Source organism: Bradyrhizobium sp. AZCC 1678 (assembly GCF_036924765.1).
Classification (GTDB): Bacteria; Pseudomonadota; Alphaproteobacteria; order Rhizobiales; family Xanthobacteraceae; genus Bradyrhizobium; species Bradyrhizobium algeriense.
On the sequence record NZ_JAZHSE010000001.1, the window covers coordinates 5,259,507 to 5,274,930 of the forward strand.

At 63.5% G+C, this 15,424-nt stretch carries 15 protein-coding genes and 1 pseudogene; 5 read left to right on the forward strand and 11 right to left on the reverse strand.

Features of this window, described 5'->3' with window-relative positions; genetic code table 11:
- The first annotated feature begins 80 nt into the window (after positions 1–80).
- On the forward strand, positions 81–1,319 hold the full coding sequence (locus tag V1294_RS25130; RefSeq protein ID WP_334500875.1) for a GNAT family N-acetyltransferase: 1,239 nt from the start codon (positions 81–83) through the stop codon (positions 1,317–1,319).
- A 51-nt stretch (positions 1,320–1,370) separates the two neighbouring features.
- Positions 1,371–1,793 (forward strand): HIT domain-containing protein, encoded by a 423-nt coding sequence (locus V1294_RS25135; RefSeq protein ID WP_334479753.1) that lies wholly within the window; start codon positions 1,371–1,373, stop codon positions 1,791–1,793.
- A 177-nt stretch (positions 1,794–1,970) separates the two neighbouring features.
- On the opposite strand, the gene tsaA is transcribed toward V1294_RS25135, so the two are convergent.
- The 5 genes from tsaA to V1294_RS25160 form a co-directional block, all read right to left on the reverse strand.
- A complete protein-coding gene (gene tsaA / locus V1294_RS25140; protein ID WP_334479752.1) occupies positions 1,971–2,462 on the reverse strand; it encodes a tRNA (N6-threonylcarbamoyladenosine(37)-N6)-methyltransferase TrmO in 492 nt (163 codons plus the stop codon).
- 17 nt (positions 2,463–2,479) lie between these two features.
- Positions 2,480–3,451: a Bug family tripartite tricarboxylate transporter substrate binding protein gene (locus V1294_RS25145; protein WP_334500877.1), complete on the reverse strand. Its 972-nt coding sequence runs from the start codon at positions 3,449–3,451 to the stop codon at positions 2,480–2,482.
- Between the two features lie 58 nt (positions 3,452–3,509).
- On the reverse strand, positions 3,510–3,818 hold the full coding sequence (locus tag V1294_RS25150) for an AzlD domain-containing protein (protein WP_334504814.1): 309 nt from the start codon (positions 3,816–3,818) through the stop codon (positions 3,510–3,512).
- A gap of 127 nt (positions 3,819–3,945) precedes the next feature.
- Positions 3,946–4,443 (reverse strand): protein-tyrosine phosphatase family protein, encoded by a 498-nt coding sequence (locus V1294_RS25155; RefSeq protein WP_334500880.1) that lies wholly within the window; start codon positions 4,441–4,443, stop codon positions 3,946–3,948.
- Positions 4,444–4,571: 128 nt separating this feature from the next.
- Positions 4,572–5,537: a lytic transglycosylase domain-containing protein gene (locus V1294_RS25160; RefSeq protein WP_334500883.1), complete on the reverse strand. Its 966-nt coding sequence runs from the start codon at positions 5,535–5,537 to the stop codon at positions 4,572–4,574.
- 237 nt (positions 5,538–5,774) lie between these two features.
- Here V1294_RS25160 and V1294_RS25165 point away from each other — a divergent pair, with 237 nt between their 5' ends.
- Both V1294_RS25165 and V1294_RS25170 read left to right on the forward strand, forming a co-directional pair.
- Positions 5,775–6,131, forward strand: coding sequence for a PilZ domain-containing protein (locus V1294_RS25165; RefSeq protein ID WP_334500886.1), 357 nt, complete (start codon positions 5,775–5,777; stop codon positions 6,129–6,131).
- Positions 6,132–6,136: 5 nt separating this feature from the next.
- Positions 6,137–6,322, forward strand: coding sequence for a DUF1737 domain-containing protein (locus V1294_RS25170; RefSeq protein WP_417021131.1), 186 nt, complete (start codon positions 6,137–6,139; stop codon positions 6,320–6,322).
- 58 nt (positions 6,323–6,380) lie between these two features.
- On the opposite strand, the gene clpA is transcribed toward V1294_RS25170, so the two are convergent.
- From clpA to V1294_RS25190, 4 genes and pseudogenes are all read right to left on the reverse strand, one after another.
- On the reverse strand, positions 6,381–8,792 hold the full coding sequence (gene clpA, locus V1294_RS25175; protein WP_334479744.1) for an ATP-dependent Clp protease ATP-binding subunit ClpA: 2,412 nt from the start codon (positions 8,790–8,792) through the stop codon (positions 6,381–6,383).
- A 265-nt stretch (positions 8,793–9,057) separates the two neighbouring features.
- Complete coding sequence (clpS, locus tag V1294_RS25180; protein ID WP_108517882.1) at positions 9,058–9,390, reverse strand: ATP-dependent Clp protease adapter ClpS; 333 nt, start codon at positions 9,388–9,390, stop codon at positions 9,058–9,060.
- A 605-nt stretch (positions 9,391–9,995) separates the two neighbouring features.
- Positions 9,996–10,303: pseudogene (locus V1294_RS25185) on the reverse strand (DUF1194 domain-containing protein); the annotation flags it as partial.
- A 624-nt stretch (positions 10,304–10,927) separates the two neighbouring features.
- Positions 10,928–11,266 (reverse strand): phasin family protein, encoded by a 339-nt coding sequence (locus V1294_RS25190; protein ID WP_108517955.1) that lies wholly within the window; start codon positions 11,264–11,266, stop codon positions 10,928–10,930.
- 400 nt (positions 11,267–11,666) lie between these two features.
- Here V1294_RS25190 and V1294_RS25195 point away from each other — a divergent pair, with 400 nt between their 5' ends.
- On the forward strand, positions 11,667–13,511 hold the full coding sequence (locus tag V1294_RS25195) for a serine hydrolase (RefSeq protein ID WP_334500887.1): 1,845 nt from the start codon (positions 11,667–11,669) through the stop codon (positions 13,509–13,511).
- 256 nt (positions 13,512–13,767) lie between these two features.
- On the opposite strand, the gene V1294_RS25200 is transcribed toward V1294_RS25195, so the two are convergent.
- Together V1294_RS25200 and V1294_RS25205 are read right to left on the reverse strand one after the other, a co-directional pair.
- The gene (locus V1294_RS25200) at positions 13,768–14,493 is read right to left on the reverse strand and encodes a DnaJ domain-containing protein (RefSeq protein ID WP_334479741.1); all 726 of its coding nucleotides are present in this window, start codon (positions 14,491–14,493) and stop codon (positions 13,768–13,770) included.
- A 67-nt stretch (positions 14,494–14,560) separates the two neighbouring features.
- Positions 14,561–15,325 (reverse strand): VWA domain-containing protein, encoded by a 765-nt coding sequence (locus V1294_RS25205; protein ID WP_334479740.1) that lies wholly within the window; start codon positions 15,323–15,325, stop codon positions 14,561–14,563.
- Between the last annotated feature and the right edge of the window lie 99 nt (positions 15,326–15,424).

Sequence of the window (15,424 nt, forward strand, 5' to 3'; positions counted from 1 at the left end):
CCGCCCGATGCACGATCTTTGCATCGTTGGCCACCATGCGCGATGGCTGATCGCACGATGGGACCGGTCCGAATTTCTAGATGGCGTCATCCGAAATCACCCTCGAAGCCGTTCCCTCCGTCAGCGACATCAAGGCTGCGGATTGGGACGCCTGCGCCAATCCGAGGCCTGGTCCGGACAGTCTCGAAAATCTCGACACGCTGGCTGCAAGCGGGTCTCAAAGTGATCCGTGCAAGGGCGCCTATAACCCCTTCGTTTCGCACGCATTTTTCGCAGCCGCCGAAGCCTCCGGCTCGGCCTGCGCCCGCACCGGCTGGGGTCCGCGGCATCTTCTGGCACGGCTCGACGGCGAAATCGCCGGCATCGTGCCCTGCTATCTGAAATCGCATTCGCAAGGCGAATATGTCTTCGATCGCGGCTGGGCGGATGCCTATGAGCGTGCCGGCGGACGCTATTATCCAAAGCTGCAGGCCTCGGTGCCCTTTACCCCCGCCACCGGCCCGCGGCTGCTGATCCGCGACGGCGTCGATCGCGAGCGGATCGGAACCGCGCTGGCGAGCGGGCTGATGGCGCTCTGCAACGCGACCAACGCTTCCTCGGTGCATGTAACCTTCGCCCCGCAGACGGAAGCAAAGTTTTTGGGGACACATGGCTTCCTGCTGCGCAACGACCAGCAGTTTCACTGGCACAATGAGGGCTACGGGACTTTTGACGATTTCCTGACCTCGCTGAACTCGCGCCACCGCAAGGCGATCAAGCGCGAACGGCGCGAGGCCACCGCCGCCGGGATCACGATCCACCATCTGACCGGCAGCGACATCACCGAGGACGCCTGGGACGCGTTCTTCGCGTTCTATATGGAGACCGGCTCACGCAAATGGGGCCGGCCGTATCTGACCCGCAAATTCTTCTCGCTGATCGGCGAGAGCATGAGCCGCGACGTGCTGCTGGTGATGGCCAAGCGCAACGGCCGCTGGATCGCCGGCGCGATCAACTTCATCGGCTCGGACACGCTGTTCGGCCGCAACTGGGGCGCCGTCGAGCATCACCCGTTCCTGCATTTCGAGGTCTGCTACTATCAGGCGATCGATTTTGCGATCCAGCGCGGACTAAAAATCGTGGAAGCCGGCGCGCAGGGCGAACACAAGCTGGCGCGCGGCTACCTGCCGCAAACCACCTATTCCGCGCACTTCATCGCCGACCCCGACTTGCGCCGGGCGATTGCCGATTATTTGAAACGCGAGCGCGCCTATGTGGCGGCGGCCGGACGCGAGCTGACCGAAGCCGGCCCGTTCCGCAAGGCCGCCGACGAGGCTTGACCTCGCGCGGCGGCCGACATGAAATTGAAAATGAACCTCGAGGGAACAACCATGCCCGCCTATGACACCAACAACCCCTTCGCAAAAATCCTGCGCGGCGAGTTTCCCTGCCACAAGGTCTATGAAGACGACCACGTGCTGGCGTTCCTCGACATCATGCCGCGTTCGCCGGGCCATACGCTCGTGATACCGAAGGTCGCCGCCCGCAACATCCTCGACATCACGCCCGACGATTACGCCCACGTCGCGCGCGCCGTCCACAAGATCGCCGCCGCCGCCATGAAGGCCTTCAAGGCCGACGGCATCACCGTGCAGCAATTCAACGAGCCCGCCGGCGGGCAAGTCGTGTTCCACCTGCACATGCACGTGATGCCGCGCCATGACGGCGTTGCGCTATTGCCGCCCGCGAGCCGCAAGGAAGATGTGAAAGTGCTGGAGGACAATGCGACCAAGCTGATGGCGGCGCTGGGGTGATCTCATCCTCCCCTGGAGGGGTCCGAGACGAGCGGAGCTCGCTCGTGGATCGACGCGCGTGCAACGCGCGGCGAGGTGGGGTGACGGTCTCTCCACATGCACACTGTCGGACGTGGATGGACCGTCACCCCACCCCGCCGCTTCGCGGCGACCCGCCCCCTCGAGGGGCGGGTGAAGCTACTCCGTCTCGAAATCGCCTGCCTGCGGTTGCGCGAGCGGCGTGAATTCGCAGCGGTCGGGCTTGACGTCGAGCAGCGGCGTTTCGTCGAGGCAGTCGAGGCCGCGCACCAGGATGACGTTGCCCTCAATCTTGACGAACTTCACGATCGAGGTGCCGATCGGATTCGGCCGCACCGGCGAGCGCAGCGAGAAGGTGCCGCGGGTTTTCTGGTTGTTCTTCGGGCTCTGCAGCACCAGGTCGCGGCGCGACTGGTGCAGCCAGTAGATCACTTCGAGATTTTCATAGAAGTCGACGCCCTTGATGGCGGGCACCCAGGGCTCGAAAATCTCGAGCCGGCAGACCGGGCCGTCATGGCGGCCCTGCCGCGGCGTCTCCAGCCGCGATTTCCAGGGCGTGCGGATGCGACCGACAAACACCAGCCCGGCGTCGCGGGCCGGCGGCATGTCGACGGTGATTTCGCCCTCGCGGACTTCGCTTTCTCGCACCATGTCCTGATCCAGATATCCTAATCCAGTGAGATGTTGAGGGCTTTTATCACGCCCGCCCACCGCGCGCGATCGGTCGCCACGAATTTGTCGATCTCGGCCTGGCTCTGCGGCCGCAGCGGCGGGAAGCCGACCTTGTCGAGCGAAGCGCGGAACGCGTCATCGTTCAACGCCTTGTTCAGACTGGCGGTGAGTTTCTGCACGACGTCGTCAGGCAGTTTGGCCGGCGCGGAGACGCCATACCAGACGCTGACGCCGTAGTCCGGATAGCCGCTCTCGGCCATGGTCGGCACATCGGGCAGATCAGGGATACGCTTCGCGGAAGAGACCGCCAGCGCACGCAGCAATCCGCCCTTCACTGGCGGCAGCGCGGTGCCGAGCGTGTCGAACATCAACTGGATATTGCCAGATATCAGATCGGTCAGCGCCGGGCCTGCGCCCTTGTAGGCGACGTGGACCATGTCGACGCCGGCCATCTGCTTGAACATCTCGCCGGCGAGATGAATGGTGCCGCCGGTGCCGGCCGATCCGAAATTAAGCTTGCCGGGATTTTGCTTGGCGTAGGCCACGAACTCCGCGACCGTCTTGGCGGGCACGGAGGGATGAACCTCCATCACGACAGGCAGATCGGTGACGAGCGCCAGCAGGCGGAAGTCCCGCGTGGGATCATAGGGCAGCTTCTTGTAGAGCATCGGATTGAGCACGAAGATCGACGCCGCGGTGAAGAACAGCGTGTAGCCGTCGGGCTCAGAACGCGCCGCGGCTTCGGCGCCGATCGCGCCCTGCGCGCCGGCCTTGTTCTCGACCACGACAGGCTGTTTCAGGTCGCGGCCGAGATATTCGCCGACCATGCGCCCGAGCACATCGGTCGGGCCGCCCGCGGCATAGGGCACGATCAGCTTGATCGGACGCATCGGATATTCCGCCGCATGGGCCAGCGGCGCGGCGCAGACGAGAGCGCTCACCAGCGCCGACAATTTCAGCCAGTTCATTTCGTTTCCTCGGCGTTTCTTATGCGCCGGACAGTAGCGGATTATCCGCCGCCTGCAATCAACCGAGCCACCATTTCCCGGCCAGCAACACGATCTCGCCGCAGACCACGCCGGCAAAGATCGAGCGTCGCGTTAGCATGAAGATCGCAAAGCCCGCCGCAACCGCGCTGTAGCGCAGCCAGTCCGGCACGCCGGCCAGCGCGCCCGGCGGCTGCACCAGGATCTGGGCGATGACGCCGGCGAGGATCGCGGTCGCCACCGCCCTCACCCACACCAGAACTTCCGAGCCCTCGTCGACGCCGGCGCCGAACCACAGCCCGGCCATGCGCCAGACCTCGTTGGGCAGAAAACCCGCGAGCACCAGGATCAACAGCGCGTGCGGGCTGCCAAAAAACTCGCTCGCGCGCCCGCAAGCCGAGGGATGGATTGCTCCGTCGCTGGCGCTCCCTTGCGCAAACGCTTTGCATTTGTCGCAGTCAAAGGCGAGATCGAGTCTACTGTCTCTCGTACGTTTTGCCAAAAGCCATAATCCAGTCGCGCTGGTCATCGGTATCCGGCACCGTCAGGCCGCGCGCGGCTTTGATCCGCGCGAGCGCATCATTGGCCTCGATTCCTGAGCAGATCAGCGCACATGCCGCGATCATGGATGACCTGCCGATCCCTGCGCGACAATGAATCGCTACCGAGCGGCCGTTAGCAATGCCGCTGGCTATAGAACTCGCGATCTGCAACACGTCGGCCCCGTTTTCAGCCACGCCGCGGTCTGGAATCGGAAAGGACAGAAATTCGATCCCGCTCGATCGGCAAAGCTCGGCTTCGCGTTGCAATCCAAGCTCGGACACCTCATCACGTTCGAGAAGGCTTACGACCATATTCAGGCCGGAAGCCTTCCACTCGCCGATCTCCGTCTCCAGCCAATCATCGGCGCGGGGGCGAGCGGAAATCGCTATCCGCCCGGCCGCAGATAACTCAATCCAATGTAATCGGGACATCCTGAAAGCTTCGAACAGCGCAAATGACTTTGCAAGTCCCTGGTCCGGATGAGCACAGCGATATCCGGAATAACTCTAACGCTACCCCGGATATCGCTACGCTCATCCGGCTACGATCCTACGATCCCTCACCCCGGCACGCCCCTGTTGCGTAACACAAAGCATGCCCCGCCCGCCTTGCGGATGCGGTTGCAGAGATCATCCGCGGCCGGCCGTGTGTCGGCGCCGATCCGGACCTGGTAGAAGGCACGCGTGCCGCGGCTGCGCATCACCGATGAGAGCAGGCTCGGATCCTGGTCGCCGATCACGGCGTTGAGCCGCTTGATGGCGCGGGCGTACATCGCGAGCGCCTTGTCGCGGCTGAAGCCGGCGGCTAGCTGCACGCCCCACACTTTGGCGGCACCGAGCGTGATGCGGTTCTCGAGTTCGGTGATGAAGGGACTGGGCGCCTGCTTCAAGAGCGCCATCAAGTCGCGACAGCTCGACGTCGGTATCCGCTCCGGCGTCCTGCCGCCCTTCTGCGCACTTGCCCAATCCTCGACGGTGGAGCCCGTGATGGCGATAACGTAGCTGCGCGTCTCCTGCGGCATCCCACCGGTACCTGCGAGCCACTCCTGAACCCGGCGCGGGCCGGCGTTATACGCCGCGGCCGCCAATCCGAGATTGCCGAACTGGTCGCGCAGCTCGGCCAGGAACTCCGCCGATTTGGGCAGCGCCTGCACGGGACTGAACGGATCGAGCAGGCCGCGCTCGCTCGCGGTGCCCGGCATGAACTGCGCAATCCCCTGCGCGCGCTGGCCGCTGCGCGTCACCGGCCCGATCGCGTCGGAGCGGAAGCGGCTCTCCTGCCAGATCACGCGGGCGAAAAACTCCAGCGGCAGGTTCGAGGCTTTCGCGGCCGACTCGATCATCAGGCACATCGCCTCGCGCGTGTCGCTCTCCCGCGTTCCGTCAGCCGGCTTCGGGGCCGGTATCGCGCGCGGCTCGACGCTTGACTGGTTGGCCTCATCCGCGTCCTCGGCGCAGGCAGGCGCAACCGAGGACAAAAGCGACACCGTGCAGCACAGGGCGCGAAGAAATCGGGCTCTTTGCATGGCAGTTGCAATCCGAGAGCGCGCAGGGCGGTGAAAAACGTTAATCAAAACGATCACGGCTGGCAGGTGGATCCGCGGTTCCAGCGCAGCACGCGGCCTTTTTTGCGCTGCAATTGTCCCGAAATCGGCGCCATCGGAACCGCCGTTAATTTACGTTAATGCCGCATTTTGCGTCAGCCGGTCTTTTACGCGGCACAAAGCCGGGTAAAAGTCTTCCTCTTTGTTGGGAGACATTCAATGCGGGACCGGCGCGAGAGCGTGCGCGACAAGGTGATGTATGGCGGCGTCGCCGAGATCGGTGAACACGGCGCGACGCGCGAATGCATCGTCCGCAACATCTCCGACAACGGCGCGACCATCGAATTCAGCAATGATCTCCAATTGCCGAAAGAGCAGCTCTCGCTGCGCATCGCACGCAAGGGCCGCTCCTTCCTTGCCAAGGTGGTCTGGTGGCGCGACAATTTCGTCGGCGTCGCCTTCAGGGCGGAAAGCCCGGCCGAGCCGGTCTCCGATCTCGGGGAGCGGCTGCGCAGAAGCGAGATCAAGAAGCTGCAGCTGCAGCGCCAGATCGACGAATTGCTCGGCGAGCGCTGAGCGCCATGTCTTCAAAACCGCCAGATGGCCTGCCCGTCTATCGGCTCCTGACCGGCAAGGACGATGCTTCGTTCTGCCGACGTGTTTCGGAGGCAATTGAGCTCGGCTACGTGCTGTATGGCTCGCCTTCCCTGACATTCAACGGTGAATACGTCGTGGCCGGCCAAGCGCTGGTCTGGCCGGGCAGTTAGGCATCAAAAAGCCGGCGGTCTTGCGACACGCCGGCTCTTCGTTTTGGATTGCGGCCGCTTACACCTTGACCAGCGGGCCCTTTGAGGCCGGTCCCTTGGACCCGCCGCCGCCGTTGGGGCCGCCCGGTTTCGGCTTGCGCCTGCGGGCGCCGGGTAGCTTTTCCGGCTTCGGCGTGACCGGTCCCTCGACGAACTCGAAGCCGATCTTGTCCTTGGCTTCCGCGCTCGCCTCATCCTTGACCAGCACGACGCGGACGTGGCCGCCGCCCTTGAGGTGACCGAACAGCACCTCGTCGGCCAACGGCTTCTTGATGTGCTCCTGGATCACGCGCGCCATCGGACGCGCACCCATCTGCTCGTCGTAACCATGTTCGATCAGCCAGGCTTTGGCGGTCTCCGACAACTCGATGGTGACGTCGCGGTCGGCAAGCTGCGCCTCGAGCTGGAGGACGAACTTCTCCACCACCATGCCGATGACATCGGCATTGAGATGGGCGAACGAAACGATCGCATCCAGCCGGTTGCGGAATTCCGGTGCGAACTGGCGGTTGATCGCTTCGTGGTCGTCGCCTTCCCGCTTGTTGCGCGTGAAGCCGAAAGCCTGGCGCGCGAGGTCGGCGGCGCCCGCGTTCGTGGTCATGATCAGGATCACGTTGCGGAAATTGACCTGCTTGCCGTTATGGTCGGTGAGCCGGCCGTGATCCATGATCTGCAGCAGCACGTTGTAGAGATCCGGATGCGCCTTCTCGATTTCGTCGAGCAGCACCACGCAATGCGGGTGCTGGTCCACGCCGTCGGTCAGCAGGCCGCCCTGGTCGAAGCCGACATAGCCGGGAGGCGCGCCGATCAGGCGCGACACCGTGTGCCGCTCCATGTATTCGGACATGTCGAAGCGAAGCAGCTCGACGCCGAGCGAGGCCGCAAGCTGTTTGGCGACTTCGGTCTTGCCGACGCCGGTCGGACCGGAGAACAGATAGGAGCCGATCGGCTTCTCCGGCTCGCGCAAGCCGGCGCGCGCCAGTTTGATCGACGCCGACAGCGACTCGATCGCCTTGTCCTGACCGAACACCACGCGCTTGAGCGTCTGCTCGAGATGCTTCAGCACCTCGGCATCGTTCTTTGACACGCTCTTGGGCGGAATCCGCGCCATGGTCGCGATCGTGGTCTCGATCTCCTTGATGCCGATGGTCTTCTTGCGCTTGTTCTCGGCCACCAGCATCTGCGCCGCGCCGGACTCATCGATCACGTCGATCGCCTTGTCCGGCAGCTTGCGGTCGTGGATGTAGCGCGAGGAGAGCTGCACGGCCGCCTCGATCGCCTCATTGGTGTATCTCAGCCGGTGGTAATCCTCGAAATAGGGCTTCAGACCCTTCAGGATCGCGATCGCGTCTTCCACCGTCGGCTCGTTGATGTCGATCTTCTGGAACCGGCGCACCAGCGCGCGGTCCTTCTCGAAGTGCTGGCGGTATTCCTTGTACGTCGTCGAACCCATGCAGCGGATCGTGCCGGAGGCGAGCGCCGGCTTGAGCAAATTGGATGCGTCCATCGCGCCGCCGGAGGTGGCGCCGGCGCCGATCACGGTGTGGATTTCATCGATGAACAGGATGGCGTTCGGATGCGCCTCCAGCTCCTTCAGCACCTGCTTCAACCGCTCCTCGAAATCGCCGCGGTAGCGGGTGCCTGCGAGCAGCGTGCCCATGTCGAGCGAGAACACGGTGGCCGCCGCCAGCACTTCCGGCACTTCGGAATCGACGATGCGCTTGGCGAGCCCTTCCGCGATCGCAGTCTTGCCGACGCCGGCCTCGCCCACGAACAGCGGGTTGTTCTTCTGCCGGCGGCACAGCACCTGGATCGCGCGGTTGATCTCGGAATTGCGCCCGATCACCGGATCGATCTTGCCGTCACGCGCCTTCTTGTTGAGGTTGACGCAATAGGTCTCGAGCGCCTCGCCCTTCTTCTTGGCGTCCTCGGTGCCCTTGGTCTCGGTTTCCTCGTCGACGCCGCGCACGGGGCGCGCTTCGGAGACGCCCGGCCGCTTGGCGATGCCGTGGCTGATATAGTTGACCGCGTCGTACCGCGTCATGTCCTGCTCCTGCAGGAAGTAGGCGGCGTGACTTTCGCGCTCCGCGAAAATCGCGATCAGCACGTTGGCGCCCGTCACCTCTTCGCGTCCTGAGGACTGGACATGAATCACCGCGCGCTGGATCACGCGCTGGAAGCCCGCGGTCGGCTTGGCGTCGTCGGCGCCGTCGGTCACCAGATTTTCGAATTCGGTTTCGAGATAGTTGACGAGACTCGTGCGCAGCTTGTCGAGATCGACGCTGCAGGCGCGCATCACCGCCGCCGCATCCGAGTCATCGATCAGCGACAGCAGAAGGTGTTCGAGCGTCGCGTATTGATGATGCCGCTCGTTTGCAATCGCCAGCGCACGATGCAGGGATTGTTCAAGGCTTTGGGAAAAAGTTGGCATTCTCGTCCTCTGTGGCCCCAGGTCATCATGATCGCCATTACCCGGTCAGGCAACAACAACCTTCGTCTTCCCCTGTCATATAGTTACCTACGATCGTGGCGAAAGACCGGTTCCGCAAACGTGGTTTTCCTCTAAATTCGCGCCACCACGCCTCACGGCACGCAACCCTCCCCCGAAAATCTACCGGGAATACGATCGGCTTTCGTCAACGCCGATGATGCAAGACCCGTTCCTTCTCTCCGGCCGGATCGAGAGCCGTGCGCGGCTATTTCTTTTCCATCACGCATTGCAGGGGATGCTGGTGCTTGCGCGCAAAATCCATCACCTGCGTGACCTTGGTCTCGGCAATCTCGTAGGTGAACACGCCGCACTCGCCGATCCCGTGATGATGCACATGGAGCATGATCTTGGTGGCCGCTTCGGCGTCCTTCTGGAAGAATTTCTCCAGCACATGAACGACGAACTCCATCGGCGTGTAGTCGTCGTTCAGAATCAGGACACGATACAGGTTCGGACGCTTGGTCTTCGGCTTGACCTTGGTGATGACCGACGTCGACGGCCCACTGGTTCCGGGATTGCGGTTCTCGTCATTGCTCATTCGGGGAGCAGAAGCAGCTGACTTTGCCGGCACGGACGGACAAGCTTTGAAGGTTGATTGCAACATGGCCCAGGCGTTCGAAATAAAAAGGGGTGACCGGAGAGCGCATCCTGACCTGCCCCGCGATCGGCTCCGGCGTGAGCCATCGCAAAGCACCCAGCAATGCATTTTTTTCCAGATCGCCGCTCCCGGTCCGACCCATTGGCCGGATCGGCACCTGGAATATGGGTCTGCCGCCGGACCGCCGCAAGCATTCATGCTGCCCTGACGCGACCCGCGACCGGCCCGATTCCCGGCTCGGCTATCCGGACCAAGGTTAACCGTTTCTGCCGGATTTGACAAAGGACGGCGATCGGCCGTTTAGCCGCCGTTGAGGAAGGCGCTTTTGGCGGCCCGGCTTGGCGATGCACCGGCTTTGACCCGTCGTTGGCGGAACCGGTCTAATGCCCTCGCCTGTTTTGATTTTGCCGCTCTGAAGGCCAAGGCTAACTGAAGACCAAGGCTAACTCGCATGTCCCGAACGGCTGCGCCAACCAGCCGATCGGGATCGCCCGATTGTGGCAATCGCTTACCGCAGGCGTGCCGCTCAATGCACGGGCGGAGGACTCATTGGCGACGGCATCCGCGGACTCCGGCCCCACCCGCCACGGAATGATGATCCTCTGGTCGCTCGATGCCGATCATTCGAAATACGTTATGGCCACCCTGCGTTCGGGCCGGTTTTCAGCGCCTGCAAAAATTCCTTGGAAACGATGGCCTGCGCATAGCCCTCGCGCTGAACGGCAAGTTCATCCATGTCCATTGAATAGGAGACATCTATCACGAGTTCGACGTCAACGGACCGGGCGACGTCTTTGGCGTCGGCACATGACGCAGAGCGCCGAGCCGAAATCGCCAACGGTCGAAGGTCCATCGCCTACGGCGCCAGCAGCGCGCTTTCGCAATGAACTTGAGGATTACACGTCACGATACGTGGAGTGCGGGTTGCGGTGGACGCGATGGCGCCCGCGCGCGCGAGGCATTGCAGGGCAGCCTCAAGCTTGGTCTTGGGGCTGTGAGCGATCGATCCGCGCAGGACGAGCGGCGTTGTTGCGTACGGCAAAAGCGTGTGGTTCTGGCACCCGTGGCTGGTGTCAAATCGGCGGAGGTTTTCGCAAGCCCAACCGGGGTTCGCAAAACCGTCAATTCGCCGATGACGGAGGCAAGAGGAATTCGTCTCCGGGAAGAGCGCGCCATAAGCCGTCAAACCATTGCGCAGGGAAGGCCGGATGCTCTCCGCTGGACCCTGTATGCTCGTGTGCGCACTTCTTCGTGCACATTGCACACGAGACCGCGGGTGCAGCGCGCACCCGGTCTTCCCTGCGCCCTCTCACGATGGAGAGGGGTATGAAATCACCCACAGCTCGGGCGCTTCGCGCTGCGAGATCGAGGATTCATGTGCCCTGCTCTTCCAAGGATCGCGATGCAATGCCGCACGAAAAAACCCGGCCGTCGCGGCCGGGCTCATTCATTGTCGAAGTATCAGGTCGCGAACGAATTAGTGCGCGGCCGGGGTGAACTTCGCGACCAGGCCTTCGTAGGGCTTGAAGGTCTGCTTGGCGAGATCGGTATAGAGCCCCGCGATCTTCTGCGACTCCGCAACGAAGGTCTCGTAGGAAGAGCGCGCGAATTCGGTCTGCGCTTCGAGCGCCTTGTCCAACGACTTCACGCCGGAGAGCTTTTCAACGTACGACTTGGTGTCTTCGAACGACTTTTTGGCGTAGTCGCCATAGGCAGTCGCGATCGCCTGAACGCCGCTCTGCAGATTGCTCGCGGAAGCGGCAACCGATTCGAGATGCTCTTTGCCGTAGTTCTGAATGTCTTCAACTTTGACCATCATGGAGTCCTTTCCCAGACTGCAGGTATAAACCGGTTGCCGGGAGGTCCCGGCCCCCTGACGCCATCCCTATATGTGCACCGCACAATAAAGTCAAGAAATATTGTGCGACGCACAATTGCGGCGAATTAGCGCAAAAACCCGGGGTCTTAAGCAACGGTTAATTAATCTTTTGGAAACCCGCTCCGCCTAACCTGATTCCTGGACTTGTTCGTCTTCCGACAGGCCGCATGAAAGCTGTTTGTGAACAGCATCTTAGCTAGAACAGCGACCTGATCGGCCAAGCCGACCGCGCTTGATGGCCGGATCGGTACTTCGAACGGGGGAATATCAGCGGCTGTTGGGCACAATTTTGCCTCACGCGCCGGTGATCAAGACAGAAATTGGGACGGGGAAGTAAATGCTTCGTACAACCTTGGCTTCCTCGCGCGCTTTGCGCGTGTGCGCCCTCGGGCTCATTACCTTCACGACCGCGATCCTGATCTCGAGCGAGAGCGCCGAGGCCCGCCGCTACAAGCATCGCCGACACCACCACGTCGTGCGCGAAAGCTACAGCCCGCAGTTCTCCTCCATCATCGTCGACGGCAATTCCGGCGCGGTGCTCAGTTCCAACAATCCCGATGGTATCCGGCGCCCGGCGTCGCTGACCAAGATCATGACGCTTTATCTGCTGTTCGAGCGCCTCGACGCCGGCAAGATGAAGCTGGACACCGAGATGGAAGTCTCCGAGCACGCCTCCGAACAGGCGCCGACCAAGCTCGGTCTAAAGCCCGGCCAGACACTCAAGGTCGAGGACGCCATCAAGGGCCTGGTGACGCGTTCCGCCAACGACGCTGCCGTCGTGATCGCGGAAGCCATTGCCGGCGATGAAACCGAATTCGCCAGGCTGATGACGCGCAAGGCGCGGGCGCTCGGCATGAGCAAGACCACCTATCGCAACGCTTCCGGCCTGCCCAACGACGAACAGCTGACCACGGCGCGCGATCAGGCCACGCTCGGCCGCGCCATCCAGGACCGCTTCCCGCGCTACTACCGTTATTTCGCGACCACCGTGTTTGCCTATCGCGGCCAGTCGATCCGCAACCACAATCGCCTGCTCGGCAATGTCGAAGGCGTCGATGGCATCAAGACCGGCTACACCCGCGCCTCCGGCTTCAACCTCGTCAGCTCGATGCGCCGTGGCAACCGCCACCTCATCGGCGTGGTGCTGGGCGGCCGCAGCGGCGGTTCGCGTGACGCCACCATGCGCAACCTGCTGGCCGAGAACCTGGAGAAAGGCGCGACCAAGCGTACTGTTGCCGCCATCACCGAGCGCAATCCCGCCGACGGCACCGTCGATGTGGCTGAAGCCGAGACCGCTTCGCGTCCAGCCGAAACGGCTCAGTCCGGCAGTGCCCTCGCCGCCGAACCGGGGCTCGCAGCCATGCCCCTGACCCGCTCGATCGCGCCGGCGAAGCCGTCGCTGATGGCGGCGGCCGCCGCTGCCCTGCCCGCCAAGGTCGAGCAGAACAAATTCGAATCGCAAGCCAAGCCCGAACCCGCACCATTGACCAGCGGCGTCATTCAGTCCCAGTCGATATCGGCGATCCCGGGCTCGGCTGAGCCGATGAAGCCGGTCAAGGTCAAGACGGTTCAGGTCAAGGCCGGGCCGATGAAACTGGCAGCCGCCGGCCCCTCGCAGCCGGCAGCCCCGCCGATCACCAGCGCTATCCTTGCCCGCCCCGAAGTCGCCGAGACCTCCAGCGCTGTCGTAGCAAACGCCGCCGAGGCCAGGGCCGAAGCCGCCAGGGAAGCCCTCAGGGCTGCCATGCCGCCGCAGCCGGCCAACCACGGCACCGGAAACGGCGTGCTCGGGGTGCTGCCCGCTTCCGCCTTGGCGCATACGCCCTCGCAGGCTTCACACGCGCAGACGCTCGCCTATGCCGATCCGGCGCCCCGCGCCCAGCCGCAGACCGCACAACAGAACGAAGCCGTCAAGCCGGCCGCGCCGGCGGTGGTTCGCACCGGCTGGATCGTCCAGGTCGGCGCACTCGAAAGCGAAAGCGAAGCCAAGCAGCGGATCGACCTCGCCCGCACCAAGGCCAGCGCCCTGCTCAGCAAGGCCGATCCCTTCACCGAACCGGTCGTTTCCAAGGACCGCACGCTGTTCCGCGCCCGCTTCGCCGGTCTCGATCGCGATTCTGCCGAAGCGGTATGCCGCACGCTCAAGCGCGCCGACATTTCCTGCATGACCGTTCGCAACTGATCCGAAACTTCCCGTTGAAGCCCGCAAAGCCGGCGCCGCAAGCGCCGGCTTTGTTGTTTTCCAAACACAATCGCTGCGGCCCTCACGCGATTACGCCTGATGCGGCCGACGAAAACTTCTCGTCAAGAATTTGCGGTTAGGTTTCCCTGCAAGGGACGATCGACCACGCCGGACAACGGCGGGCGAGATGGGGCGTCAGTCAGAGACACGGAAGCAATTCTCGGTTTGTAGCGTCGGTGGCGTGAGCCGGAGTTAGCTAGAGATGCGTGCGAAGAAGAATATCCTTGGCTTCGTTTACCCGGGCAGCGAGGTACGTCGAGCCCCCCTGGTCGGGATGCAGTTTCTTCATCAGGGCGCGGTGCGCCCGGCTGATGTCGTCACGCCCCGCCCCCGGCTGCAGGCCAAGGATCTGATAGGCCTCCTCATCCGTCATTTTTCCAGTCGCCGCCGCGCGGCGCTGCCCCCCTGCCGTATCGCCTTGCGCGTTCTGACGCCAGGCGGGAAACCGGCGGTCAAGATAGCTTTCAAGTAAGGCGACGCTCTCGGCGTCGAAGGCCGGGATCATCGCAATCAACTGCGGCAGGTCGAATTCGCCGAGCGAGCGCCCGGTATTCGGTCCGTCCACGATCCGGCCCGACAATTCGCCGCTGTCGTGATCGAGGCTCATATCGAGAAACTGCGAGCGGACGCGCGAGGCCTGCCCCGAAGAGCGTTGCGCGCCGCCGCCGAAGATCCCGCCGATATTGCTGAAACTGCCCGGCCCGAATGGCGACCAGCCGAGCAGGCCCGCGCCGAAGATGCCGAGCGGGATGGCAACCGCGAGTTCGCCGCGCAGCCCGGTGAAGGCCGCGACAGCCAGCGCCACCACGCCGCCCACAATCTTGATCCCGCGCGCGAGCACGACTGGGTTGGCTGCACGAAACATCTGCAGCAGCAGGTATAGAAGGACAACGGCGACGACGCCGGCAATCAGGGTTGGCATGGCTCTAATATAGCGGCATCGGCGCCGAAAAGCATGGCGTTCGGCCCGGCGGCAACCAAAGTCGTAATCACTTGATCTGGCCGATCAGCGCGGCCGCCCCACTTGCGGTTTTCGACAGCGCCAGCAGCGCTTCGCGCCCGCCGGCGGCATAGGCTGCGACGGCGCGCAGGAGCTCGCGCAACTGCGCCGCGGCGCCGGGATCGAACCTGCACCATGCGCCGCCGGTGAGCCGCGCAATCTCGCGGAACGCCTGCTCGGCTGTGGCGTCGTGGCCTTCCTGGAACATGAAAACGGGGACCTTGAGCAGGCCGAGCTCGCCGGCCTTGGCGCAGAGATCATCGACCTCTTCCTCCATGGCGTCGCCGACGAACACCACGGCGCGCACGCCGGACGCCACCGCCTCGCGGCGCGCCTCCGACAGCACCTTGCCGATCTGGGTGTTGCCGCCCTGGCAATCGATCTTGCCCATCAACCTTGCCAGTCGCGCGGAATCGGAGATCCAGCCGGTGGCGCGGCATTCGTTGAAGCCGCGGTAATAGACCAGCCTGATATCGAGGCTGCCGAGCGAAGCCGCCTCGCGGAACATGTCGGCCTGCAGCGCGCAGGCCATGTCCCAGGTCGGCTGCCGGCTCATGGTGGCGTCGAGCGCAAACACCAGCCTGCCCCTGGCACCCGGTCGGTGCGGCGACATCGCGCGCGCTTTCGCCACGAAGGCTGCGATGTCTTCCGATGCCGACGGCTTGCTCTCCGGCAGCGAGCCGCCTTTACGCGCCTCGGCCTTTGCCGAAGCAACGTCGCCTGCCGATTTCGGCTTGATGGGTTCGCCGGCCATGAGCGCTCGCAGGGTAAGCAGCAAGCTCTATGTGGGACCGCGCCCGGCGGCGGTCAATGCGGCGGACGTCAATGTGCCGGACGATGCCGCAACGGCACG